Origin of the sequence: Thauera sp. 27, assembly GCF_000310125.2 — a bacterium.
Taxonomy (GTDB): domain Bacteria; phylum Pseudomonadota; class Gammaproteobacteria; order Burkholderiales; family Rhodocyclaceae; genus Thauera; species Thauera mechernichensis.
In genome coordinates, this window is record NZ_AMXB01000003.1 from 33,813 (window position 1) to 58,305 (window position 24,493).

27 protein-coding genes are annotated in these 24,493 nt (G+C 65.4%); 8 read left to right on the forward strand and 19 right to left on the reverse strand.

The features are described from left to right. Window positions 1-61 precede the first annotated feature (61 nt). From napA to B447_RS02090, 5 genes are all read right to left on the reverse strand, one after another. Window positions 62-2,608 carry a nitrate reductase catalytic subunit NapA gene (napA, locus tag B447_RS02070; RefSeq protein WP_002926069.1) on the reverse strand — a complete coding sequence of 849 codons (2,547 nt, stop codon included), beginning with the start codon at window positions 2,606-2,608 and terminating at the stop codon, window positions 62-64. Window position 2,609: 1 nt separating this feature from the next. Continuing rightward, window positions 2,610-2,864, reverse strand: a complete 255-nt coding sequence (locus tag B447_RS02075) for a chaperone NapD (protein WP_002926070.1) — start codon at window positions 2,862-2,864, stop codon at window positions 2,610-2,612. Next, window positions 2,861-3,382, reverse strand: coding sequence for a ferredoxin-type protein NapF (gene napF / locus B447_RS02080; RefSeq protein ID WP_083485739.1), 522 nt, complete (start codon window positions 3,380-3,382; stop codon window positions 2,861-2,863). Before napF ends, B447_RS02075 begins: the two co-directional genes overlap by 4 nt. 86 nt (window positions 3,383-3,468) lie before the next feature. Then, a complete protein-coding gene (narL, locus tag B447_RS02085; RefSeq protein ID WP_002926072.1) occupies window positions 3,469-4,113 on the reverse strand; it encodes a two-component system response regulator NarL in 645 nt (214 codons plus the stop codon). Next, entirely contained in the window at window positions 4,110-6,041 is a 1,932-nt protein-coding gene (locus B447_RS02090) for a histidine kinase (protein ID WP_002926073.1), read from the reverse strand. The genes narL and B447_RS02090 overlap by 4 nt, the downstream gene beginning before the upstream one ends. A gap of 254 nt (window positions 6,042-6,295) precedes the next feature. On the opposite strand from B447_RS02090, the gene B447_RS02095 reads away from it, so the two are divergent. Then, window positions 6,296-6,994, forward strand: coding sequence for a Crp/Fnr family transcriptional regulator (locus B447_RS02095; protein ID WP_002926074.1), 699 nt, complete (start codon window positions 6,296-6,298; stop codon window positions 6,992-6,994). 32 nt (window positions 6,995-7,026) lie between these two features. On the opposite strand, the gene B447_RS02100 is transcribed toward B447_RS02095, so the two are convergent. From B447_RS02100 to B447_RS02125, 6 genes are all read right to left on the reverse strand, one after another. After that, window positions 7,027-8,475, reverse strand: a complete 1,449-nt coding sequence (locus tag B447_RS02100) for an exonuclease domain-containing protein (protein ID WP_002926075.1) — start codon at window positions 8,473-8,475, stop codon at window positions 7,027-7,029. Window positions 8,476-8,530: 55 nt separating this feature from the next. Next, entirely contained in the window at window positions 8,531-8,719 is a 189-nt protein-coding gene (locus B447_RS02105) for a DUF3460 family protein (RefSeq protein WP_002926078.1), read from the reverse strand. Window positions 8,720-8,827: 108 nt separating this feature from the next. Next, on the reverse strand, window positions 8,828-11,056 hold the full coding sequence (locus B447_RS02110; protein WP_002926080.1) for a RelA/SpoT family protein: 2,229 nt from the start codon (window positions 11,054-11,056) through the stop codon (window positions 8,828-8,830). A 22-nt stretch (window positions 11,057-11,078) separates the two neighbouring features. Further along, complete coding sequence (gene rpoZ, locus B447_RS02115; protein WP_002926082.1) at window positions 11,079-11,294, reverse strand: DNA-directed RNA polymerase subunit omega; 216 nt, start codon at window positions 11,292-11,294, stop codon at window positions 11,079-11,081. A 2-nt stretch (window positions 11,295-11,296) separates the two neighbouring features. After that, window positions 11,297-11,911, reverse strand: coding sequence for a guanylate kinase (gene gmk, locus B447_RS02120; RefSeq protein ID WP_002926084.1), 615 nt, complete (start codon window positions 11,909-11,911; stop codon window positions 11,297-11,299). Between the two features lie 12 nt (window positions 11,912-11,923). Then, window positions 11,924-12,790, reverse strand: a complete 867-nt coding sequence (locus B447_RS02125; RefSeq protein ID WP_002926087.1) for a YicC/YloC family endoribonuclease — start codon at window positions 12,788-12,790, stop codon at window positions 11,924-11,926. Between the two features lie 91 nt (window positions 12,791-12,881). Between B447_RS02125 and B447_RS02130 the strand changes: the two genes are divergently transcribed. The 7 genes from B447_RS02130 to B447_RS02160 all read left to right on the forward strand — a co-directional run bounded on the left by B447_RS02130 (window position 12,882) and on the right by B447_RS02160 (window position 18,879). Then, window positions 12,882-13,829: a serine/threonine-protein kinase gene (locus B447_RS02130; protein WP_002926089.1), complete on the forward strand. Its 948-nt coding sequence runs from the start codon at window positions 12,882-12,884 to the stop codon at window positions 13,827-13,829. Between the two features lie 11 nt (window positions 13,830-13,840). Further along, entirely contained in the window at window positions 13,841-14,764 is a 924-nt protein-coding gene (locus tag B447_RS02135) for a PP2C family protein-serine/threonine phosphatase (RefSeq protein WP_002926091.1), read from the forward strand. An 8-nt stretch (window positions 14,765-14,772) separates the two neighbouring features. After that, window positions 14,773-15,492 carry a ribonuclease PH gene (gene rph, locus B447_RS02140; RefSeq protein ID WP_002926095.1) on the forward strand — a complete coding sequence of 240 codons (720 nt, stop codon included), beginning with the start codon at window positions 14,773-14,775 and terminating at the stop codon, window positions 15,490-15,492. A gap of 3 nt (window positions 15,493-15,495) precedes the next feature. After that, complete coding sequence (rdgB, locus tag B447_RS02145; protein WP_002926097.1) at window positions 15,496-16,101, forward strand: RdgB/HAM1 family non-canonical purine NTP pyrophosphatase; 606 nt, start codon at window positions 15,496-15,498, stop codon at window positions 16,099-16,101. Next, a complete protein-coding gene (hemW, locus tag B447_RS02150; protein WP_002926098.1) occupies window positions 16,098-17,321 on the forward strand; it encodes a radical SAM family heme chaperone HemW in 1,224 nt (407 codons plus the stop codon). The genes rdgB and hemW overlap by 4 nt, the downstream gene beginning before the upstream one ends. Before the next feature lie 176 nt (window positions 17,322-17,497). Then, window positions 17,498-17,992, forward strand: a complete 495-nt coding sequence (locus tag B447_RS02155) for an OmpA family protein (RefSeq protein WP_002926099.1) — start codon at window positions 17,498-17,500, stop codon at window positions 17,990-17,992. Window positions 17,993-18,030: 38 nt separating this feature from the next. Then, the gene (locus tag B447_RS02160) at window positions 18,031-18,879 is read left to right on the forward strand and encodes an SDR family oxidoreductase (RefSeq protein ID WP_232431451.1); all 849 of its coding nucleotides are present in this window, start codon (window positions 18,031-18,033) and stop codon (window positions 18,877-18,879) included. A 115-nt stretch (window positions 18,880-18,994) separates the two neighbouring features. On the opposite strand, the gene B447_RS02165 is transcribed toward B447_RS02160, so the two are convergent. The 8 genes from B447_RS02165 to B447_RS02195 all read right to left on the reverse strand — a co-directional run bounded on the left by B447_RS02165 (window position 18,995) and on the right by B447_RS02195 (window position 24,493). After that, on the reverse strand, window positions 18,995-19,462 hold the full coding sequence (locus B447_RS02165) for a helix-turn-helix domain-containing protein (protein ID WP_002926101.1): 468 nt from the start codon (window positions 19,460-19,462) through the stop codon (window positions 18,995-18,997). A 15-nt stretch (window positions 19,463-19,477) separates the two neighbouring features. Then, a complete protein-coding gene (locus B447_RS02170; RefSeq protein ID WP_037982216.1) occupies window positions 19,478-19,795 on the reverse strand; it encodes a hypothetical protein in 318 nt (105 codons plus the stop codon). A 136-nt stretch (window positions 19,796-19,931) separates the two neighbouring features. Then, on the reverse strand, window positions 19,932-20,225 hold the full coding sequence (locus tag B447_RS22000) for a hypothetical protein (RefSeq protein ID WP_198291738.1): 294 nt from the start codon (window positions 20,223-20,225) through the stop codon (window positions 19,932-19,934). 45 nt (window positions 20,226-20,270) lie between these two features. Next, window positions 20,271-20,711, reverse strand: a complete 441-nt coding sequence (locus tag B447_RS22480; RefSeq protein ID WP_157354466.1) for a zinc ribbon domain-containing protein — start codon at window positions 20,709-20,711, stop codon at window positions 20,271-20,273. Window positions 20,712-20,799: 88 nt separating this feature from the next. Then, window positions 20,800-21,255: a hypothetical protein gene (locus B447_RS02180; protein ID WP_002926103.1), complete on the reverse strand. Its 456-nt coding sequence runs from the start codon at window positions 21,253-21,255 to the stop codon at window positions 20,800-20,802. Between the two features lie 437 nt (window positions 21,256-21,692). Further along, window positions 21,693-22,373, reverse strand: a complete 681-nt coding sequence (locus B447_RS02185) for an SDR family oxidoreductase (RefSeq protein WP_002926105.1) — start codon at window positions 22,371-22,373, stop codon at window positions 21,693-21,695. Between the two features lie 154 nt (window positions 22,374-22,527). Beyond that, window positions 22,528-23,250: an alpha/beta fold hydrolase gene (locus B447_RS02190; protein WP_002926106.1), complete on the reverse strand. Its 723-nt coding sequence runs from the start codon at window positions 23,248-23,250 to the stop codon at window positions 22,528-22,530. 103 nt (window positions 23,251-23,353) lie between these two features. Continuing rightward, window positions 23,354-24,493 (reverse strand): toxic anion resistance protein, encoded by a 1,140-nt coding sequence (locus tag B447_RS02195; RefSeq protein WP_002926107.1) that lies wholly within the window; start codon window positions 24,491-24,493, stop codon window positions 23,354-23,356.

Sequence of the window (24,493 nt, forward strand, 5' to 3'; positions counted from 1 at the left end):
CCCGCCCGCGCACGCCGCCCCCCGGTCGGTCGTGCGCAAGCCGGACTCACGCCTCCATTTATCAGGCCTTGACCACCTTGACCGGGCACTTCTTGAAGTCGGTCTCTTTCGAGATCGGGCAGGTCGCGTCCAGGATCAGCTTGTTCACCAGACGCCCTTCGTCAAAGAAGGGGATGAAGATGAGGCCGACCGGCGGCTTGTTGCGGCCACGCGTCTCGAGACGCGCCACCACTTCACCACGCTTGGAGACGATCTTCACCGCCATACCACGTTGCAGGCCGCGCTTCTGGGCATCGTCCGGGTGCATGAAGACCTGCGCGTCCGGCACCGAGCGGTGCAGCTCGGGCACGCGGCGCGTCATCGAACCCGTATGCCAGTGCTCCAGCACACGGCCCGTGCACATCCACATGTCGTACTCGGCATCCGGCATCTCGGGCGGATCCTGGTAGGGCAGCGCGAACACGATCGCCTTCTTGTCCGGATAGCCATAGAAGCTCCAACCCTCGCCTGCCTCGACGTAGGGGTCATAGCCTTCGCGGTAGCGCCACAGGGTTTCCTTGCCCTCGACCACCGGCCAGCGGAAACCGCGGGAGCGGTGGTAGTCATCGAAGTCGGCCAGATCGTGCGCCTTGCCGCGGCCAAACTTCGCGTATTCCTCGAACAGCCCCTTCTGCAGGTAGAAGCCAAGCTCCTTGGACTCGTCGTTCATGTAGCCCGCCCAGGCGTGCTCATTGACCTTGGCGACGTCCTCGAGCGGATACTTGGTGACCTCAGAGTTCGCATACAGGATGTCGTACAGCGTCTTGCCGCGGTACTCGGGCTTTTTGGCCAGCAGTTCCTCGGGCCACACCTCCTCAACCTTGAAGCGCTTGGCAAACTGGATGTACTGCCACAGGTCGGACTTGGCCTGGCCAGGCGCGCTCACCTGCTGGCGCCAGAACTGGCTGCGACGCTCGGCATTGCCGAAAGCGCCCTCCTTCTCTGCCCACATCGCAGCCGGCAGGATCAGGTCGGCCGACAGCGCTGACACGGTCGGATAGACATCGGAGACGACGACGAAGGCTTCCGGGTTACGCCAGCCCGGATAGATCTCGTCATTGACGTTGGGCCCCGCCTGCATGTTGTTGGTGGTCGTGGTCCAGTAGCACTTGAGCGTGCCATCCTTGAGCGCACGGCTCTGTGCCACGGCGTGCAGGCCAATCCAGTCGGGGATGGTGCCCTCAGGCAGTTGCCAGATCTTCTCGCTGTACTCGCGGTGCTTCGGATTGGTAACGACCATGTCCGCCGGCAGGCGATGGGCGAAGGTGCCGACCTCGCGCGCGGTACCGCAGGCGGAAGGCTGGCCGGTGAGCGAGAACGGGCTGTTGCCCGGCTCCGAGATCTTGCCCACCAGCAGGTGGACGTTGTAGATCATGTTGTTCACCCAGGTACCGCGGGTGTGCTGGTTGAAGCCCATGGTCCAGAACGAGGTGACCTTGCGATTCGGATCGGCATAGACCTCAGCCATGCGCTTGAGGTGGGCCTCGGGCACACCCGAGAGCTTGGAGGTCTTCTCCAGCGTGTACTCGGAGACGTAGGCGGCGAACTCCTCAAACGTCATGTCCTCGGCCTTGCCCGGGTTGCCCTTGGGCTTGCCGTCGGCGCCGGGATAGCCGTTGTTGGTCGCATTCACCTCGAGCGCATGGTTGCCGCGCAGGCCGTAGCCGATGTCGGTCTCACCGCGCTTGAACTTGACGTGCTTGGCGACGAAGTCCTTGTTCACCGCACCGGTCGAGATGATGTGATGGCAGATGTAGTTCAACATCGCCAGGTCGGTCTGCGGCTTGAAGATCATCGGGTTGTCGGCGAGCTCGTAGGAGCGATGCTCGAAGGTCGACAGCACGTGCACCTCGCAACCCGCGTGGGTCAGGCGACGGTCGGTGATGCGGCTCCACAGGATGGGGTGCATCTCGGCCATGTTCGCGCCCCAAAGCACGAAGGCGTCGGCGTTCTCGATGTCGTCATAGCAGCCCATTGGCTCGTCCATGCCGAAGGTGCGCATGAAGCCTGCCACCGCCGAAGCCATGCAGTGGCGGGCGTTGGGGTCGATGTTGTTGGTGCGGAAACCGGCCTTGTGCAGCTTGGCAGCCGCATAGCCTTCCCAGATCGTCCACTGGCCGGAGCCGAACATGCCGATCGAGCGCGGACCGTGTTCCTTGAGCGCGGCCTTCCACTTCTCGGCCATGATGTCGAAGGCTTGGTCCCAGCTGATCGGGGTGAACTCGCCGTTCTTGTCGTACTTGCCGCCACGCATGCGCAGCAGCGGCTGTGTCAGGCGGTCCTCGCCGTACATGATCTTGGACAGGAAGTAGCCCTTGATGCAGTTCAGGCCACGATTGACCGGCGAGTCGGGGTCGCCCTGCGAGGCCACCACACGCCCGTTCTGCACACCCACCAGCACCGAGCAGCCGGTGCCACAGAAGCGGCAGGCAGCCTTGTCCCAGCGCACATTGGTACCTGCCGGCGCCACGCCCTGCGCCTGCGTGACCACGGGGATGCCGATACCGGCCGTGGCCGCGGCAGCCGCAACCGCATTGTTCTTGATGAATTCGCGTCGATTCATGCTCATTTCATGCCTCCGTTAATTCGAGACCATCATCGGTGTATTCATAGGCGATCGTCAGGCCCTGGACCTTCGGGGCAAGATTCACCGCAAGGATCGAGTCGGTGACCGACCAGCCCTCGCCGTCCTCGATCGTGACGACGATGCTGCCTTTTTCTTCCGAAGCGCCATGCAGCTCGACGCCGGGGATCTTGCGCAAGGCTTCCATCACCGTGGGGAAATCGGCGGGAAAAGCCCGCACGACCAGGCTTGCTATGTTCATTGTTCGCTCTCCATGGGCGTATCCAATCGTGATTCGATGGCGATCGCGCGCGTCGGGCAAGGGGCGAAGCAGGCGCCGCAGCCCGTACACGTCTGTACATCGAGCTGGGGACGCGACACGCCGCCGAGTTGCGGGCGAAAGCGGATTGCGCCGACCGGGCAGGACTCACCGCAAACCCGGCACTCGACCCCTGCGGCGGCGATACACGCATCGCCGATGCGCGCGGCGAGCGCCCACGGCAACTCATGCGCATCGGTGCGCAACAGCGCACGGGGCTCGCACCGCGTGACGCACTCGGTACAGAAGCTGCACTCGCCCTTGCTGAAATCGACGCTCGGGAAGCCACCCTCCCCACGCACGAGAATCAGCGTCGGGCAGGCCTCGACACACGCGTCGCAGCGGGTGCAGCGGGAGATGAAATCATCCTCTGCAAGCGCCCACGGGGGGCGCTGTGCGGGCGCAACCTTGCGCATGCGGCCCCGCAGGAAACCCCTGCGGGAGAGAGTGACTGATTCCACTTCGCTGACCTGACCTTTTTATCGATTCCATTGGATACCTCCTGGACCGCATGGATCATTGACTACAGTCAAGTTGCGAGCGTCTCTCAGTTACGTATGTGCTCCACCGCCCACACCGCGGCTTCCACCCGCGAACGCAAGTCGAGCTTGCGCAGGACGTGTTTGACATGGACCTTGACAGTCCCTTCGGTGATGTCCAGTTCGCGCCCGATCTGCTTGTTGGACAAACCTGCGGCGATCTTCTCGAGGATACGGGTCTCCTGCTCGGTCAGACCTGCCGCCCCCACCGATTGCGGGCGGGTCTCGCTGCGCAGCGCAGCCGCAAGCAGGTGATTGAGCTGAGGCGGAATCACCACCCTGCCAGCCGCGACATCGGCCAGCGCTGCCATCATCGCCTCAGGCTCCATGTCCTTGAGCAGATAGCCGTCGACGCCCGCGCGCAACGCAGCGACGACATCCTCCCCGGCGTCCGAAACGGTGATCATGACGACCTTGCTTTCGATACGGGCGGTACGCAAGCCACGCAGCACTTCCAGGCCATTCATGCCACGCATGTTGAGATCGAGCAGGATCAGGTCAGGCTTGAGCTGGCGGGAAAGCGCGAGCCCCTCCTCCCCGTCCGCAGCCTCACCGGCAAGCACGAAACCGGGCACCATCTGCAGCAGCTGGCCCAATCCCTTGCGAAACAGAGGGTGGTCGTCGACGATCAGGACGCGGTGGTGCTCATTCATGCGCGGCTTTCTCCGGCGTGGCTTCGCGCCTCTGCGGGCGCGGGGGGAACGACAGGCTCGGCAAGGCTGGCGGCCGCCTGGAAGCGCACCCGCAGACAGGTGCCGCCGTCGGCTTGGTCATCAAACGCAATACTGCCGCCAAGGCTGCTGGCACGCTCGCGCATGATCGCCATGCCATGATGGTTATGCGCATCGGCCGGCGGCATGCCGAGGCCGACGCCGTCATCCATGACAGTCAGCTCCACCATCCCGTCGTCAGTACCGATCAGGCTGACCCGGGCCCTGCGAGCCTGGGCGTGACGCACCATGTTCGACAAGGCCTCGCGCGCGATCTGCAGCACATGCACTTCCTGGTTGGGACGCAGCGTGCACTCCCCGAGCGCAACTTCCAGCTGCACCTCCACACCACCGCGTGCCCCGTACTCGCGCACGGCATCCGCGAGCAGGGTCTTCAGGTCGCCCGCAAGGCCGAGCCGGAACGAGACGAGCAGTTCGCGCAACTGCCGGTAGGCCGCGTTGATGCCTTCACGCAGATCGGCCAGTATGGGCTCGGCTTCGGCACGCCGCTGCGGATCGGCAAGCACGCCCTGCAGGAGACTGACCTGAATCTTCATGTAGGACAGCGCCTGGGCAAGCGAGTCATGAAGCTCGCGCGCAATCACCGAACGCTCCTCCTGCAGCGCCAGTAGGCGCTCCTGCTCGCTGCGCCGGCTCGCGCCGAGCGCCATGCCGATGTGGCGCGACAGCGCCTCCACCAGCTGACGCTGCCAGTCCTCGAGGCGGGCCCCATCGGGCAGCGAAAGGCGCAGCATGCCGTAGTGGTGCTCACGGTCGCGCAGCGGAAAGCGCAACAAGGCCGGGTGATGAAGCGCCAGCCCAACGCCATCGGATGCCGCCCGACAGGCGCCACAGGCATCCTCGCCACGCTCGTTGCGGTCGGGACAGCCCCCCATCGAGGAAGCGATCACACTCGCCGGCCCACCGTGACGCGGCTCGATGCAGACAAAGCTGCCCTCCAGGCCCGCCACCCGATCGATGTCGCGCAGGGTCGCCTCATACGCCTCGGTGGCCGTTGGCGTCTGGTACAGGCGGGCAATGGCGTGGTACAGCAACTCCAGCGAGCGGTTGCTGCGCTGAAGTTCGGATGTCTTGTCGGCAACTCGCTGCTCCAGCGTGCGGTAGTGGCCGGCAAGCTCATCTGCCATCAGATTGAAAGCCAGACCGACGCGGCCGAGTTCGTCCTGGCCGGTGTAGCTCACACGCACCCCGAAATCGCCGCCGGCGATACGCCGCGCCGCATCGAGCAGCCCACGCAAGGGCGTCAGCAGCGCACGCTTGAGCAACAACAGCGCCACCACAACCACCAGCACGGTGAGCACAATCGCCCCTGCCAGGATCAGACGCAGGTCCTGGATGCGCTTCTCGGTATCGTGTTCGAGCACGGCGACCAGGGTATTGAGCTGGTCGACAAAGGCGTCGACCTCGGTCAGCAGGATCTCGACCTGCTCATTGGGCGGTGGTGGCGACTGGGCGCCAAGCGCCTCGATGCGCGGCTTGAGGCTCAAGTGCCAGGATGCGTGCACGCCGCGGTACGTGGCGGCAAACAACTCGCCGGGCGCACGCTCGACGAAGCGCAGCAGCGCAGGGTGCTCGAGATGGGTCTCGAAGTCCCTCACCGCCGCCTCGACCCGCTGCGACTCGGAACGCCCCGAGAGCGCGTCGACCGCGATCAGGTTGGCAAGGCGATGGGTGTAGCGGCGCAGGCTGCCGGCAACGTTGATCGCGCTCGCACTGCCGCGCGCACTCTCGACGACCAGCACCGAGGCGCTCATACCGGCAAGGGTGATCAGGGTGAGGGTGAGCATTGCCACCGATACCAGCAGCATGATCGAACGCCTTGCCAGCGGACGCAGGGTGGGAAAGTTCATCCTCAACCTCCGCTCAGGCAATCCCACGTCGGAAACGTGGACATACCCCTTTAACGCCAGGGTCAGGCAACTCGGAAGCACACATTCTTGCCACCCTATTCAAATCATGCACTTACACGCTTGGCGCATACCTCTTTGGAGGTATGCGCCAAGCCACACCGGGCGTCCGGCCCAGCGCTGGCAGGGCGTAAATCGGTGCACAAGTGTCTAGTGTACAGGTCTAGCGCCAGACACGGCGTCCGCAGGAGAACCGCATGAACCGCAGCAAGCCCCCCGTCGTCGATACAAGCAGCCTACTGAGCCGCTTCAGCCCTTTCAACATGCTCGACGACGCGGAGCGCAACCGTCTCCAGGCCGGCGCGCGGCCCATCCACGCGGCACGCGGCGAACTGCTCGTGCAGCAGGATGACTGTCCGCGCGGTGTCTACCTCGTCCTCTCCGGCCGGGTGAAGTGCTTCGTGCTCTCACCCTCGGGCGGCGAGAAAATCGTCAGCCTGGCGGAATCAGGCTGTTTCTTCGGCGAGGACGCAGCGATGCTCAACCGCCCGCACATCGTCAACGCTCAGGCCATGACGGCAACCGAGCTGCTGCTGGTTCCGACCACCCTCCTGCGCGAAGCCATGGTGAGTTCGACCGCATTCTCGGTGTCGATGGCGATGCGCCTGGCGATGGCGAACTACGACCTGATGTCGACCATGCAGGTACAGCTGCAGATGAGCGGCACGCAGCGCGTCGCGCACTACCTCACCCGCCTCGCGCCCGACGATGCCGAGCACTGTGAGATCCGCCTCGACATCGACAAGCAGACCATTGCGGCACAGCTCAACCTGACGCCCGAAACCCTGTCGCGCATCCTTTCGCAACTGACCCGCGACGGCATGATCCAGCCGCGCGGCCGGCGTGGCATGGTGTTGAACCGGGTCTCGGAACTGCGCAGCTGCGCAGCACACTGAGCGCACTGCACACACAGGCCCTCGAACAGGCCTTACTCGGCGCCTGTTGCGCCCCGGCCGTCCACCGGCTGCACACCGGCAAGATGAACCGGCACAGCGAGCCAGCGTGTGAGGATGCGCGCGACATCGGCATCGAACGCACGTGCGGTGCTCGCCGCCATGGCCGCCAACGAGGCCGCGTCCGGCACGCTGCCCAGGTGGCACCAGCGGTCGAAAAGATGGAACATCTCGCGCCCGCTGTGCGCATTGCTTTCCCGCACGAACACTGCGCCTGACCACGGCCACGGCTTCGGACCCAGAGCCGACAGAGCAGCGGCGAGGCGCCCATCATGCTCGTCAATCGACTCACGTCGTGCGCAGACGCCTGCACAACGGCGCCCTTGGTAAGCCGAGCACGGACCGCTCCCACCCTCCAGCCCCAGCCGGCGCGGACACAGGCGATACAGCATCGCCAGTTCGCGCAGAAGGTTGTCCACCTCGCGCGCGTTGCGAAACACGCCATGCAGGCCCGTCCATTGCGCCGGATCGGTGCCAGCCACGGGCACGCGTTCATAGATCGGTGCCCGCCGGCGCCCCGTCAGCAGGCGCAAGGCAAAGACCGTGTCCGCCGGCTCCTGAGGTCGGTTGTAGGGTGGGCCAAAGCGGCGTAGTAGCGCCAGCTCCTGCAGTGAGGTGTCGAGCTCGCCCGCGGTCTCGACCCACTCCACCCGGCGCACCCTTGCTGCCAGCTCGGCGTCGCGCCCCTTGCGGGCCTGCGCGGCAAAATGCTCACGTACCCGCGCACGCAGGCTTTGCGCGCGGCCGACGTATAGCGGCCGAGTGTCGCGCGCACCAGCGGGCGGCTCGGGGGTATCGTGAAAAAGGTATAGCCCGGGCACGTCCGGCACCGCCTCCAGCAGCCCCTCGGGCAGGCCGGGGGCCTGGGCCGCTGCCTTCATCGCACGCTCGACGGCGCGCTCGAGCACCTCGGGAGCGAATGCGGCCCGGGCCTGGCACACGAACTGCCAGAGCGCCTGCACGTCGCCCATGGCGCGGTGACGGGCGTCACAGACAAGTTGATGGCGCTCTATCAGTGCATCGAGGCCGTGCCGATGATGCTCGGGGTAGAGCGCGCGCGACAGCTTCACCGTACACAGCACCGGCGCATCGAAACGGCGTCCGATGCGGTCGAAGGCACTCTTGATGAAACCGAAGTCGAAGCGGGCGTTGTGGGCGACGAAGACGCAGTCGGCAAGCAGGGCTTCGACCTTGTCGGCGAGCGCTTCGAAGCTCGGCGCGTCGGCAACCATCTCATCGGAGATGCCGGTCACCTCGCGGATCAGCGGCGGAATCGGCTGACCGGGACAGACCAGGCTTTCCCAGCTTGCGACGACCTGCCCGTCCTCGATCCGCAGGATGGCGATCTCGGTGATGCGGTCGCGTACCGGATGGGCGCCGGTGCTCTCGACATCAATGAAGGCTAGGCGACGCGGCAGGCTCATGCGCGCGCGCCGCCTTCGCGCCGCCCTTGCGGCAAGGTGTTCAGGGCGTTACGGCTCAGTGGTTGCTGTCGTAGTAGTAGGGCTTGACCGGCACCTTGGCCTGCTCGAGCGCGCCCTGCGCACGGACGTCCTGCGGCTTGTCCCACCACAGCGCGCGGCCCTTCTGCTGTTCGGCCGCCTGCTCGGGATGCTGCGCAAGCCATTCGCGCATGAACTTGGTGTGATCGGATTCGTACATTGCCATGTCGGGTCCCGGCTGGATGCAATGAGGGTTGTCAGTCGCGCCTGCAGCGGCCCTGGCCGCAGCGCAAGCAAAGACACAAGGCCGGTATTCTAGCAGCGCGGCGGCCGTTCAGCTCGCCCGCCCGTCGCCCTTGGCCCGGCCAATGCGCACCACTTCCTGCACCCTGCGTACCCCGCGCATGACGCGCGCCAGGTGCATGCGGTCGCGCACCTGGACGGTGAAATTGAGCGCGGTGTAGTCGCCCTGCCCGCTTTCCATGCTGACGCTCTGGATATTGCAGTCTTCCTCGGCGATCGCGTTGGCGACACGGGCGAGCACGCCGCGAGCATTGCGCGTGAGCACGCGGATGCCGACATCGAACAGGCGATCATCGACAACGTGCTCCCACTCCACATCGACCCAGCGCCCGCGGTCGCCACGCAGCTTGCCCATCACTGCGCAGTCGTGCGTATGCACCTCGAGTCCCTGGCCCTTGCGCAAGGTACCGATGATCGGATCACCCGGAATCGGGTGGCAGCACCGCGCCAACTGGACCGCAACGCCCTCGGAGCCGCGGATGGTGATGGCGCCTGCCGGCTTGGGCTTGACCACGTCCGGGCGACCGGATTCGAGGTCCTGGGCCTCTGCCAGACGCCGCGCCACGATGATCGGCAAGCGCTTGCCCAGACCGAGATCGGAGAAGATGTCCTTCTTGCTGCGCACACCGCGGTCACGCAGGAAGCGGTCCCAGGCAAACGTGGAGATCTGCCCCAGGGTGAGCCCGTGCGGTCGCAAAGCCTGGTTGAGCAGGCGCTCGCCGAGCGCGACCGACTCGTCGAGCTGGGCGTTCTTGAGGAAGTGGCGGATCTGCGAGCGCGCCTTGCCGGTGCGGGCGTAGGACAACCAGGCGGGGTTGGGGTTGGCATGCGCGGCGGTGATGATCTCGACCTGGTCGCCGTTCTTGAGCTCGCTGCGCAGGGGCATCAGGTCGCCATTGATGCGGCAGGCCACGCAGCGGTTGCCGACGTCCGTATGCACCGCATAGGCGAAATCGACCGGCGTCGAGCCCTTGGGCATGGAGAAGATCTTGCCCTTGGGCGAGAACACGTAGACCTCACCCGGGAAAAGGTCGATCTTGACGTGCTCGAGGAACTCGGTGGCCTCGCCCGAGGTGGACTGGAGCTCGAGCAGGGACTGCAGCCATGAGTGCGTCTTCTGCTGGAGTTCGGACAGCGTGCGCTCGTCCTCCTTGTACAGCCAGTGGGAGGCCACGCCGGTCTCGGCGATGTGGTGCATCTCGCGAGTGCGGATCTGCACCTCGACCGGCATGCCGAAAGGGCCGATCAGCGTCGTGTGCAGGCTCTGGTAGCCGTTGGCCTTGGGAATCGCCAGATAGTCCTTGAACTTGCCCGGCACCGGCTTGTACATCGAGTGCAGTGCGCCCAGCGCGAGGTAACAACTCGGTACGTCGCGCACGATGACGCGAAAGCCATAGATGTCGAGCACCTGCGAGAAGGACAGGTGCTTTTCCACCATCTTGCGGTAGATGCCGTAGAGATGCTTCTCGCGCCCCTGCACCTCTGCGCCGATGCCCCACTGCGGCAAGCGTTCCTCGATACTGGCGAGGATCTTGCCCACAACCTCGCGGCGGTTGCCACGCGCCGAGCGGATCGCCTTGGCAAGCACCTCGTAGCGCAGCGGATGCTTGTTGCGGAAGGACAGTTCCTGCAGCTCGCGATAGAGGTCGTTGAGGCCGAGCCGGTTGGCGATCGGCGCGTAGATCTCGAGCGTTTCGTTGGCGATGCGGCGGCGCTTGGCCGGACGCATGTGGTCCAGCGTGCGCATGTTGTGCAGGCGGTCGGCGAGCTTGATGAGGATGACGCGCAGGTCGCTCGCCATCGCCAGCAGCATCTTGCGGAAATTCTCGGCCTGCGCCTCTTCCTGCGAGCGGAACTCGATCTTGTCGAGCTTGGACAGGCCATCGACCAGCTCGGCGGACACCTTGCCGAAGCGCTCGGTCAGCTCCGCCTTCGTGATGTGGGTGTCCTCCATCACATCATGGAGGAGCGCGGCGATCAGCGCCTGGGCGTCAAGATGCCAGTCGGCGACGAGCGAGCAGACGGCAACCGGGTGGCTGACATAGGGCTCGCCACTGACGCGGAACTGCCCGGCATGGGCATCGGCCGAGAAATGGTAAGCCGCCTCGACCCGGCCGACGTCCTCGGGCTTGAGGTAGGTCTCGATCTTGGCCTTGAGTTGCTGGAAGTCGAGCGACAGCACGCTCGACACCGGCGGACGAAAGATCGGGCCGGGGGATTGCGCGGGCTGAGGGGGCGCGCCTACATGATTGGCTTGCATGCTTCACCCCCTGGCCCCGGGCTCAGGCCTGGCCGCGGTTGAGCATCTCGAGCCCGACCTTGCCCGCCGCCACTTCGCGCAGGGCGATCACGGTGGGCTTGTCGTTGTCACCCGGCTCGAGTTCGATCTGGGGCGTGCTGCCGATGGTGAGCTGGCGGGCACGATAGGTCGCAGCCAGGGTGAGCTGGAAGCGATTGGGGATGCGTTTCAGGCAATCTTCGACGGTGATGCGGGCCATGTTCAATCCTGTTCGAGAAAGGCGAAATATTCGGGATGCCGCAGGTGCTGATTGCCGCAGCGCAGGCGCGCTGCACGCACGACGGCGACGAGATCATCCAGCGCGGCACCGATTTCGTCGTTGATTATAACGTAGTCGAATTCGGCGACATGGCGCATTTCCCCGCGCGCACCCAGCAAGCGCCGGCTGATCACGTCGGGACTGTCGGTGCCGCGACCGACGAGACGCGCCTCGAGCGCCTCCATCGACGGCGGCAGGATGAAGACCCCGACCGCATCCGGAAAGTGCTTGCGCACCTGCTGCGCCCCCTGCCAGTCGATCTCGAGCAAGGTGTCGCGCCCAGCCTCGATCTGCTCCTTCAACCAGACCTTGGAAGTAGCGTAATAGTTGCCATGCACCTCGGCCCACTCGAGAAACTCGCCGCGATCGCGCAGGGCACGGAAGGTCGCCACATCGACGAAATGGTACTCGCGCCCATCCTGCTCGCCCGGGCGCGGGTCGCGCGTGGTGTAGGAGATCGACAGCTGCACGCGTGCATCGCGTTGCAGCAGGCCGCGCACCAGGGTGGTCTTGCCCGCGCCCGATGGCGCGGTGACGATGAAGAGGGTTCCGGGCATGCGAGGCGCTCCTTATTCGATGTTCTGCACTTGCTCGCGCATCTGCTCGATCAGCACCTTCATCTCCATGGCGATGGCGGTGATGTCGGTGGCGGGCGACTTGGAGGCCAGGGTGTTGGCCTCGCGGTTGAGCTCCTGCATCAGGAAATCCAGGCGCTTGCCCGCAGCCCCGCCGGCCTTGAGGATGCGCTCGACCTCGTCGAGGTGGGTGACGAGCCGGGTGAGCTCCTCGGCCACGTCGATGCGCTGCGCGTAGAGTGCCACCTCCTGGCGGATGCGGTCCTCGTCAAGACTGGCCACTGCGTCGCGCAGCTTGGTCGTGAGGCGCTCCTGGTATTCGGCAACAACGGCCGGCATGCGCGGGGTGGCGATGGTGACCAGTTCGCGCATGCGCACGACGCGCTCGCGGATCATGTCGGCAAGCTTGTCGCCTTCACGACGGCGGGTGGCGACGAGTTCGTCGAGCGCGGCGTTGGTGAGCTCGACGATCGCCGGCAGCATCTCGTCGAAGCCGAGGCCGTCGTCAGCCAGCATGCCGGGCCAGCGCAGCAGCTCATTGACCGACAGCGGCGCGGCATCGGCAAAGCGCGCACGCAGCCCGGCCTGGGCGTCGGCGAGCTGATCGAGCAGTGCGGTGTTGAGCGCCAGGCTGCGCGCACCGCCATGGCCGGCCTGCAGGTTGAGCCGGCATTCGACCTTGCCACGGCCCAGGCGGGCGCTCAGGCGTTCGCGAATGGCGGGTTCGGCCGCACGCAGGTCATCGACGATACGAAAGCCGAGGTCGAGATAGCGCGAATTGACGCTGCGCAGTTCGAGGTGCAGACAAACGCTGCCCAGGTCTCGCGTCTGTACCGCGAAACCCGTCATGCTGTGGATCATGTGGAGTCTCCGGGAACCCGGCGCGATCGATTACACTGCGGGTCCCACTCAGGAATGAAGCTGCAAAGAGCTGATTCTAGCGCCCACGAAGATGCCCTCTCAAGCCAACTTCGCGCTGCCACAGGGCTTTCAGCTCGACCAGTACCGTATCGAGCGGCAATTGTCGCTGGGCGGCTTCTCCATCGTCTACCTCGCTCATGACGAGGCCGGCATCCCGGTGGCGATCAAGGAGTACCTGCCCAATTCGCTCGCGCTGCGCAAGGAGGGCGAGATCGAACCGCAGGTCCCGGACGAGCACCGCGCCGCCTTCCGCTACGGCATGAAGTGCTTCTTCGAGGAAGGCCGCGCACTCGCCAAGCTGATGCACCCCAACGTGGTGCGCGTGCTCAACTTCTTCCGCGCCAACGGCACGGTGTACATGGTGATGCAATTCGAGCGCGGCCGCACGTTGCACGACTACATCCAGCGCCACCGCGGCGAGCTCAAGGAGCTGTTCATCCGCGCGGTGTTCGCCCGCATGCTCAACGGCCTGCGCGAAGTGCACGCCCACAAGCTGCTCCACCTCGACATCAAGCCGGCCAACATCTACCTGCGTGCCGACGGCACGCCCGTGCTGCTCGATTTCGGCGCGGCACGCCAGACCTTGATGGTGGGCCAACCGGTGCTCAAGCCGATGTACACGCCAGGCTATGCCGCACCGGAACAGTATGACAAGCGCGATCAGCTCGGCCCATGGACAGACATCTACAGCGTCGGCGCCAGCCTGTATGCCAGCGTCACCGGCAAGGCGCCGCCGCGTGCCGATGAACGCAGCACCAAGGACACCCTGCAGCCGGTCGCGAAGACCCATGCCGAACACTACGCGCCACAATTGCTCGAACTCGTGGACTGGTGCCTCAAGCTCGACCCGCTGGCCCGGCCGCAGAGCGTGTACAGCCTGCAGAAGGCGCTGATCCAGCGCGACACCGGGGCACAACCGTCCGCACGCTGGTTCTCCGACCTCGGCGGCAGGCTGAAGTCCTTCATCGGACGCAACTGAAGAGACTGCCCATGCGTTTCACGATCTACCAGGAAAGCCGCACCGGCAAGCGCAACGACAACCAGGACCGCATTGCGCACTGCTATTCGCGCGATGCCCTGCTCATGCTCGTCGCCGACGGCATGGGCGGCCACCTTCATGGCGAACTGGCCGCGCACATCGCCGCCCGCCACGTGGTCCAGGCGTTCCAGCGCGAGGCGCGCCCTGCCCTGCCCGACCCTGGCCTGTTCCTGTCGCGCGCACTCGCCGGTGCCCATCACGCCATCCTCGACGATGCGCTCGACCGCGCGCTGCCCGAGGCGCCGCGCACGACCATCGTCGCCTGCGTCATCCAGGACGGCGCTGCGCACTGGGCCCATGCCGGCGACTCGCGCCTGTACCTGCTGCGTCGCGGCCATGTGGTGACGCGCACGCGCGACCATTCGCGCACGCAACTGCTGGTCGACCAGGGTATCCTCACGCCCGCCGAGGCCGACAGCCACCCCGCTCGCAATCGACTCTACTCCTGCCTGGGAGGCAGCCACGCGCCGCAGATCGAGCATTCCGCCCGGACACCGCTGCGCGACGGCGACATCATCGCCCTGTGCAGCGACGGCGTGTGGGGCCCGGCGGGCGACGATGCGCTCGTCAGCGGACTCACCGGCGGCCCACTCAGCCGCTGCGTGCCCCAGCTCCTCAAGCAGGCAGAACTCACTGCCGGCAGCAGTGCCGACAACCTGTCCATCGTCGCCATGTGCTGGCATGCCGACAACGCCAGTCAGGCAACGATGGCCGACGCGATCTCCACACGGACGATGGCGCTCGACGACAACACCACCCGTCTCGACACCTCGAGCATGGGTGCGGACGCCTCCGGCGAGCTGGACAACGACGACGAGATCGAACGCGCGATCCGCGAGATCAACGACACCATCAAGAAACTCGACAAGCGATAGGAACCTCCATGCGACCCAGCAACCGCCAACCTGCCGAACTGCGCCCCGTGCGCCTCACCCGCGGCTTCACCCGCCATGCCGAAGGTTCGGTGCTGGTCGAGTTCGGCGACACCCGCGTGCTGTGCACGGCCAGCGTGGACGACAGCGTTCCCGGCTTCCTGCGCGGCAAGGGCCAGGGCTGGCTCACCGCCGAGTACGGCATGTTGCCGCGTGCCACCCACACCCGCAGCGCGCGCGAAGCCGCCAAGGGCAAGCAAAGTGGCCGCACCCAGGAAATCCAGCGCCTGATCGGGCGCAGCCTGCGCGCCGTGGTCGACCTCACCGCCCTGGGCGAACGCCAGGTCGTGATCGACTGCGACGTGCTGCAGGCCGACGGCGGCACCCGCACCGCCGCCATCACCGGCGCCTGCGTCGCCGTGCATGACGCGCTCGTCGGCCTGGTTGCCGCTGGCAAGCTCGCCCGCAACCCGATGCGCGAGCTCGTCGCCGCCGTCTCGGTGGGCATCCACCAGGGCGTCCCGGTGCTCGACCTCGATTACGCCGAGGACTCCGACTGCGACACCGACATGAACGTGGTGATGACCGAAGGCGGTGGCCTGATCGAGGTGCAGGGCACGGCCGAAGGCGCCGCCTTCTCGCGCGCCGAACTCAACGCCCTGCTCGACCTCGCCGAACTCGGCGGCCGCCGCCTGTTCGAACTGCAACGCAATGCCATTCATGGAGCCTGAAGCATGAGCAAGCGACTCGTCCTCGCCAGCAACAACGTCAAGAAGGCCGCCGAAATGCAGGCCCTGCTCGCCCCGCTGGGGATCGAGGTGGTGCCGCAGTCGGTGTTCGGCGTCAGTGAAGCCGAGGAGCCCCACCCCACCTTCGTCGAGAATGCACTCGCCAAGGCCCGTCACGCGGCAGCGGCCACCGGCCTGCCGGCGGTCGCCGACGACTCCGGCCTGTGCGTGGAAGCGCTAGGCGGCGCACCGGGCGTGATCTCCGCACGCTTTGCCGGCGAGCCCAAGTCGGATGCACGCAACAACGCCCTGCTGCTGGAAAAGCTCGCGCACCTCACCGAGCCCGCCCAGCGCGCAGCCTACTTCTACTCCACCGTGGTCCTGGTGCGTCACGCAGAGGACCCGCGCCCGCTGATCGCCGACGGCGAATGGCACGGCCAGATCCTCACCGCCGAGCGCGGCGCGGGCGGTTTCGGCTACGACCCGCTGTTCTGGCTGCCCGAGCTCGAACAGACCGCCGCCGAGCTCGAACCTGCGCTCAAGAACACCCTCAGCCACCGCGGCGCCGCCATGCGCCACCTGCTCGACCGCCTCAAGTACTACCCGCTGTGAGCAGCCGCCGCATCATCCCGCTGAGCCCGGTCACCCCCCCGGCGAAGCCCCTGCCGCTACCCGAGCGTCCGCAGCTCGAGGCACCTCCGCCGCTGTCGCTGTATGTGCATTTTCCCTGGTGCGTGAGGAAGTGCCCCTACTGCGACTTCAACTCGCACGCCCCGCGCGAGGGCGGCATCCCGGAGCAGGCCTGGCTCGATGCGGTACTCGCCGACCTCCAGCACGCACTGCCCCAGGTCTGGGGGCGGCGGGTACATAGCGTCTTCATCGGTGGCGGCACGCCCAGCCTGATGTCCGCGGCCACGCTCGACGGCCTGCTCACCGGCATCCGCATGCTGCTGCCGCTCGACCCGCTCGCCGAGGTCACGCTCGAAGCCAACCCGGGCACGGTGGAAGCCGGGCGCTTCCGCGACTACCGCGCTGCCGGCGTCAATCGAATCTCGCTCGGCATCCAGAGCTTCGACGACGCCATGCTGGCGAAGATCGGCCGCATCCACGGCGGCGATGAGGCGCGACGCGCGATCGACGCTGCGCGCACGCACTTCGAGCGCGTCAATCTCGACCTCATGTACGCCCTGCCAGGCCAGACCCTGGACATGGCGCTTGCCGACCTGGACACCGCAATCGGCTTCGGCGTGCAGCACCTGTCCTGCTACCACCTCACCCTCGAACCCAACACCCCCTTCGCCCACAACCCGCCGGCGCTGCCCGACGACGACACCGCCGCCGACATGCAGGAGGCGATCGAATCCCGCCTCGCCGCGGCCGGCTTCGCCCACTACGAGACCTCCGCCTTCGCCCGCCCGCACGAGCAGAGCCGTCACAACCTCAACTACTGGACCTTCGGCGACTACCTCGGCATCGGCCCCGGCGCCCACGGCAAGCTCTCCAGCCACGAAGGCATCCGCCGCGAGATGCGCCACAAGCACCCGGGGCGCTACCTCGAAGGCGCGGCACGCAACGACTTCATCCAGGAGGCGCGCGAGGTGTCGGTAGCCGAGCTGCCCTTCGAGTTCATGATGAACGCGCTGCGCCTCACCGAGGGTGTGCCGGCCAAGCTGTTCGCCGCACGCACCGGGGTGCCGATCGAGACGATCACCGACGAGCTGGCGCAGGCGCGCGAGCGCGGGCTGCTGGAGATGGCAGAGGGGCAATTGCGGCCGACGCTCCAGGGGCGGCGGTTCCTGAACGAGTTGCTGCAGGTGTTCTTGCGGGATTGAGGGTGCAAGCCCTCACGACCTTGAGACTGAAGCGCGGCCGCCTCGCTGAGCGAGTGGTCGAGGCTCACCAGTCTTGCCCTGATGCAGCGCCGGATACGGCTGCAAGCGCATTCCGATAGAATCCGGTCCACGCTGCCCGAGCCGTCGGGTCGCGCATCTACAGGAGAATCCAGCACATGTTCGATCAGGAAGACAGCGAGCTCAACGTCGTGATGGGCGTGGTGTTCGGCATCATCGCGCTGGTCATCGCCTTCGTCATCGGCCTGGCCGCCAACCAGCTGGGCGGAAAGCAGGCGGCGCCGGCGCTTGCAGCGCACGGTGCGAGTGAGGTCGCCTTCGTGGACGTCGCCGAAGTCGGCGAACCGCTGGTGAAGATCTACTTCGAGCTCGGCCAGGCCGCGCTGCCGGCGACCGCCGACGAGCAGATCGCCACCGTCGCCTCGGCACTGGCAGCCACACCAACGGCCAGCGCGCTGTTGTCCGGCTACCACGATGAGACCGGCGGCGCAGCGGTCAACGCCGAAGTGGCGAAGAACCGCGCCCTGTCGGTGCGCGACGCCCTCGTCGCCGCCGGCGTGCCCACCGAGCGCGTGCTGATGCGCCGCCCCGCCGTCACCCTCGGCGGCAGCGACGCCGCGGAGGCGCGCAGGGTCGAGGTACGGGTGCAGTAAGCGCACCACGGCACGCGAACAAGACTCGAAAGCCGGGCATGCCCGGCTTTTTCGCACAAGAGAGGAACGGCGCTATGAAGCGACTCGATGGCAAGACCGCCTTGGTGACCGGCGCCGCGCGCGGCATCGGGGCAGCGATTGCCACGACCTTTGTTGAAAATGGCGCCTTCGTCTATCTGAGCGACATCAACGAAGACATGGGCCAGGCGCTTGCCGCCGCCCTGGGTGCCAATGCGCGCTACCTACACCTCGACGTGCGCGAAGAACCCCATTGGCAGGCGGCCATGGCGCAGATCCTTGGCGAAGCGGCGGGCCTGAACGTCCTGGTCAACAACGCAGGGATCACCGGATTCGAGGACGGTTGCCTGGTGCACGACCCCGAACATGCCTCGCTCGCGGATTGGCATGCCGTGCATCGCACGAATCTGGACGGTGTGTTTCTCGGCTGCAAGCACGCCATTCAGGCGATGCGCCAATCGGCAAGCACGGGCTCGATCATCAATGTGTCCTCGCGCTCCGGCCTGGTCGGCATCCCCGGCGCCGCGGCCTATGCCTCGTCAAAGGCCGCCGTGCGCAACCATACGAAGACCGTGGCGCTCTACTGCGCCGAGCAGGGCTTGCCGGTCCGGTGCAACTCGATCCACCCCGCCGCCGTGCTGACACCCATGTGGGAACCGCTCCTGGGCGAGGGTCCGGAGCGCGAGATCAGAATGCGCGAGTTCGTCCAGGATTGCCCCCTGCGACGCTTCGGGCGGCCGGAGGAGGTCGCCGCCGTAGCCGTGATGCTCGCCTCCGACGAGGCCGCCTACATGAACGGGGCGGAACTCAACATCGATGGCGGCATCCTCGCTGGCGCCGTTGCGGCACCTGCATCTTCTCGGCAGTAGCCTGACTCCGTCGGGTGGTGGGACTGCGTTGCAATCACCGCGCATGAACACGCTCAGACCCTCGCGGCTGGCGCCGCTCCCACTTCAGCGCACCTGCATCGGCACTCCACTCGCCCTAAAGCGGCCTGCCGAGTTGCTTCTGCACCTGCTTGCGTTCCCACTCCGCACCCAAGAAGGGTAGCCAGTGGAAGGTCCTCACCGCGTGCGCGAGGATGCCGACCCCCCAGCCCAGCGCTGGCCACAAGAACCAGAGTTTGTGCGGATTGCTCACCAGATTGAAGACACCCAGACCGGCGATGACAACCAGATACTGCGCAAGATGAATGTAGAAACCCTTGATCTTCCGGACCCTGAACAGGGCCAACTGCTCATCGTGATTGACTGCGGCTGAAGCAGGCATGGTCGGTTCGCTTGAAAGTGTGGAGAAGTCGATCTCGAAAACCGCGCACAGCGACTTCAAGGACTCCGCGCTGGCTGTCTGCCCGTTCTCGATGCGCTGAATGGTGCGAACGCTCAAACCGCTGAGCTCCGCGAGCTGCTGCTGCGACCACCCACGCTGAAGCCTGAGTTTCTGCACTTGCATCCGGACTCCTTGAGATCACGCCTTGCAGATTAGAGGAACACACCGGTGTCGCAACGACACGAAGGTGACCACAGGGCGACACGACCACGACAGCGCCCCGCGCAGTCCCCTGGCGAACAACCCGAGCGGCCCGGTCATGCCGAAGCGCGTCGAACGCGCCGGCGCATACTCCGTCACGACCGCCAGCACCCCCATGGCGACGACCGTCAGGTTTGCGCCGATCCGCGCAGCACCATCGCGTCGATCATCTGCTGACGTAAGGGGCTCATGACACTTCTCCTTGAACGCGGGGACATCCCCAGCTTCAAGGTAGGTCTTCGGCGCAGAGGTCATGAAAAAACGCGGTGACGCCTGGGTTCGCGGCCACCGCGTCAGCGGTTTAGTTCAACGCTCGGGCTCAGGGACGGCAAAAAGCTGAGCGATGAACGAGCGGGGCTTTTTGCAGCCCCTTGGAGCCCATTGTTAGCAACTACCTGTTTGCAATGAGTTCTTCCGCTTTCTTAATGAATCTCTGCAAGTCGTCGGTACCAAGCGGATAGGAAGGACTTCTACTCCCTGCGATTGCAACGCCATAAAGCATTTGAACCTTGACAACCTCATGGTTCTCCCCGCCCCAGACCTCTGATCCGATTGATATTCTGTACTGCGTGTTTTTAGGGTGTGGATCGCTGGCCTTTACGTATGCAATTTTCTCTGAGTGGGGGAAATATGCATTTGGCACAGGGGAACCTCCAGAATTGATTGAACAGATGACAGTATCCACCTATAGATTCTTATGGCAACTTTTGTAACCCATTTAGAATAAGTGCTATTTTTTGATTATGTCATTCATATAGTCGATGCCACCAAAGCTGGCACCTAGAGAAAAAATAAAGAACAATCCTCCAAATACATAGCCAGCTTCTTGCCCCCACCACTCATTACCCAGCATGTAACCGATAAAACCGAATGCCCCGGCAAGCGCCAAGCCTACGATTTTGCCTACCACCGGAATCATGAGAACAAGCATTAACCCAAGAAATGCTCCGCCAAATACAAGCCATGATTCTTTGTATACCCCCGAAGCTATCGCAACGATAAGAATTTGAAACATGAACGGACCGGAAAGATCCTGGTTCAGATGGGACTGGGTAACTGCTGCCCTTTGTTCTTTAATTCTTGAATGACTCAAAGGTGCGCCACATTTTGGGCATGACGATGCCTTATCGCTAACTTCGTTGTTGCACTCTGCACATTTAATCATAGCCATGATGATTCTCCTTTTTTATTGCTAACGACCAGCGTAACCGGCGCCCAACGGAGCGCAGCGCAGTTGGGCGTCCGAGTTGACGCTGTTGTTAGCGCTTCTGCTCATATTTCGCCCGCGCCGGCTCGTAAGAAATCCTGACGATCCAATCACGAACCACCTTCACCCTCATTACGAGCGGACCTGCCTCCAACTTAACACGCTCCCAATCGTGTTTGAGCAGAAGCGCTATTCGTTCCGCGAATTCCTCGGCACGCTCAAGCTCCTTTCCCTCGTCGGGAAGAGAAATACACCTGATGATCGCGCCATCATCTTCATCTTCTGGGTTCAGAATCGCCCTGAACTCTACCCTAAGCTTATCCAGCGATTCTTTGTCACGGGAAATTATGGCGTCGTGGACGGTAAGCGACTTTACTCTGACCTTCTCACGCCAAGATCGGCGGTCTTGCGTGATGTTCTCGATGCTAATCTTTCGCTGCGCGGTCCAGGCGGCAACGAGCCCAGCTACGATTGCTGCAATTACTGTTGAAGTAAGAATCACGTTCACCGCTACTTTCTCCCGCTAACGTGTTCTGCAAGTTACTGTTTAGAAGCGAAGATTACGCGAACCACTGAGTAACAACGCAGGCAAAGCAGCAGCCGACAGCTTTCCGAGTCGAGGCGACCGATTTGGCATACAGGCCAGCAGCATACCGCCTCGCTCGAATGACCGCTATCCGGAATGGGTGGCCAGTGACAGCCCCTGGACGAATGTGAGTCCGCGTTGAACGCCTCCCAGTTCTACCTTTTGTTCTTCGCCCGAATATAGAGCATCTTACTTGTCCCACCCGGCGCAGCCCTGCTTCCGAGCTCCCGCGCGATGTGCAAGGCTTCGCCCTGCCACCCCGATTCTCTGGCGGCACCCCGGCATCCCGCAGTTGTTGCAGCGCCCCGAGGGGCGGGCGCAGCTGGAAGGCTTCAGCGCGCGGCGGCCTGGAGCCTCGCCTACCGCCCCACCCAGCCGCCACAGACCGGAAACACCTGGCCGACGAAACAGTCCGCGGCCGGGCTGCACAGGTAGGCCGCGAACAGCGCATCCTCGCGCGCAGACACCAGACGTCCCAGCGGCACCTCGCGCGCCAGCCGCTCCTGGAAGCGCGGGTTGGCCTGCACCTCGGGCGGGAAGTAGGTCGGGTTATCGACGAAGTTCTGCGCGACGGCATTGACCTGCACGTTGTGCGCGGCCAGTTCCACGCCGATCGCCTGCACATAGGCCAGTTGCGCGCCGCGCGCGGCACTGTAGGTGGAGGCGCGCTTCATGCCGCGCAGGGCCGAGGCGCTGCCCATAAGCAGGATCTTGCCCGCACGGCGCTCGACCATGGCCGGCGCAGCGGCGCGCACCAGGCGTGGCAGCGGGTCGACCAGCGCAGCGAAGACGTCGCGCCATTCGGCATCGGTGACCTCGACCGCGGCGGTCGATGGGGCCTTGATGGCCAGGTTGGCGACCACGACGTCGATGTGCCCGGCCGCGCGCACCACGCGCTCGGCCGCATCGACCACGGCAAGATCATCGGCGCTGGCGACGACCTCCGCGCCCTGCTCGGCGAAGACTTCGCACAGCACGGGGCCCATGAAGGCATCGGCCTGGGTGATGAGGACGCGCTTGCCGGCGAGTGCGTTTTCCATGATCTGTTTCCCCCGCGTGGTTACAGCGCCGGCAAATTCGGGCTGCGTCCCCTTACTTATAGCAAGCAGACGCGCGCTCGGCTTGCGCTCGCGGCGGGCAGCGAAGCGCGCGAATCGGCACTATCGGGGAGAAACGGGCCGGTTCGGCTCCGGCTCAGGGCAGCGCGCTGAGGAAGGACCTCACCATGGCAACGACTTCCGCCTCGCGCTCGCGATGCGGCACATGGCGCGTCTCGGCCATCAGCGCCAGCTGCGCCGGGCCGGCGCTGAGCTCGGCAATCAGCGCCGGATGCGCTGGGGAGCCGTACTCGTCGTCGATGCCGTGGATCACCAGGCTCGGACACTTGACCTCGGGCAGCACGACGCGCAACGACCAGGCCGCGAAGTCCGGGTGCAGCCAGGAGCCGATCCAGGCGTCGAGCACCCAGCGCGCCTTGTCACCGTGGTAGCGCGCGAGACGTTCGACCTGGCCGGGGTCCTTGAACTGCTCGCGCGCGTCCTCGATCCCCGCGACGGTGCGGTCCTCGACGAAGGCCTGGGCGGATTCGGTGATCAGGGCGACGCATGCCGCGGCATGACGCACGGCGCAGTTCACCGCCATGCCGCCGCCCACGCTGTGGCCGAAGACGATGAAGCGCGCGAGATCGAGCTGGTCGATGACGGCGGCGAAATCGGCTTCGGCCTCACTGGCGATGAAGTCCTGCGCCAGCCTGCCCGGATGCGGGTCGGAGCGGCCGAAACCGAGGCGGTCATAGGCGAACACCTGGCGGCCAGTGGCCTTGCACAGCTCGGCAGGAAAGCCGCGCCACAGCTCGACGCTGCCGAGCGAGTCGTGCAACAGCACGATCGGCGCCCGCGCCGAAGGCTCGGTAGGCATCCAGCTGCGCACGAAGAGGCGGCCCTGGCGGCCGTCGACCCAGGCGTCCTGGCTCGTTGTGTGTTGTGGTTTAGCGTTCAAGCGGGAGTCCCGACAGGGAAGGTCAGCGTTGCGGGTCGGCGCGATTGCCCTCGTCCATGCGGCGGATCGCCTGCTCGCCCTGGCTGGCGAGCGCGGCGAGGCGGTCGATCTGGGCGTCGAGCCTGGGCAGGGCCTCCTGGCGGTAGCGCGACAGGTCGTCGATGGCGCCAATGACGTCGGCAAAGGCCTGCTCGAGCTGACCCATGTCGAGCATGGTCGAAGCGGCACGCTTCTGGATGTCCACGCCCTGGGTGCGCAGCGCCTGGGCGGTGCCGGCAATGAGTGCAGAGGTCGTGTCGTTGAGCGCTGCAACGCGGTCGAGCACCAGGCGCTGGTTGGCGAGGCCCAGCGCCACCGTGACCGCGACGTTGAGCGCCGACACCGTGACGTTGATTGCGCGGTCCACGCCACGGATCAGCTCGCGATTATTGCGGATCACCACCTCGAGCGCGAGCACGCCCTGCTGGCTCACCGCGACCTGCTGCTGCAGGTCGATGATGCGCTGGCGCAGCGGGAACAGGAGCTCCTCCTCGACGAAGGCGCGGCGCGCTGCGGGCAGGCCGGTGGCCGCGGCCTCGCGGGCGAGGCGGCGGTCGATCATGCGGCCGAGTTCGACCTGGCGCTCGAGCTGGGCGAGGATGGCGCGCAGGGACTGCTGGTCGTCGGCCAGGGTAAGATTGTCGCGGCGCAGCATGTCGGCACCGGCCTGCAGGTCGCGGATGATGGCGTCGAGTGCATCCTGTGCCTTCTCGTACTTCTGGAAGTAGCGCTGCATCGGCTTGCCGACGCCGGGGATGAAGGACAGCGCACGCGACAGGCCGTCGCCACTCAGCGTCTGGCGCGCAGGGTCGAGGTCCTGCATCTTGTCGCGCAAGGCCATCAGGGCCTGGGCCACCGGGCCGCCTTCGTCGCCCTGATGGGCAAGCTTGCGGATCGGCGCCTGCAGCATCTCGCTGCGCCAGGCGGCCTGGCGCTGCAACTCGACGCCCATGGTGTCGACCGCCTCGCGCTGGCGCTGCAGCTCGGCCTCGTCGACGGCGAGGACATCGCGCACGAAGGCGTCGGCGGTGGCGGCGAGTTGGGCGTCTTCGGGCGCCTCCGCAGGCTGGGGCGGCACCGCTTCGCGCGCGATGTCCTCGATCGGGGGCAGTGACAGGCTCAT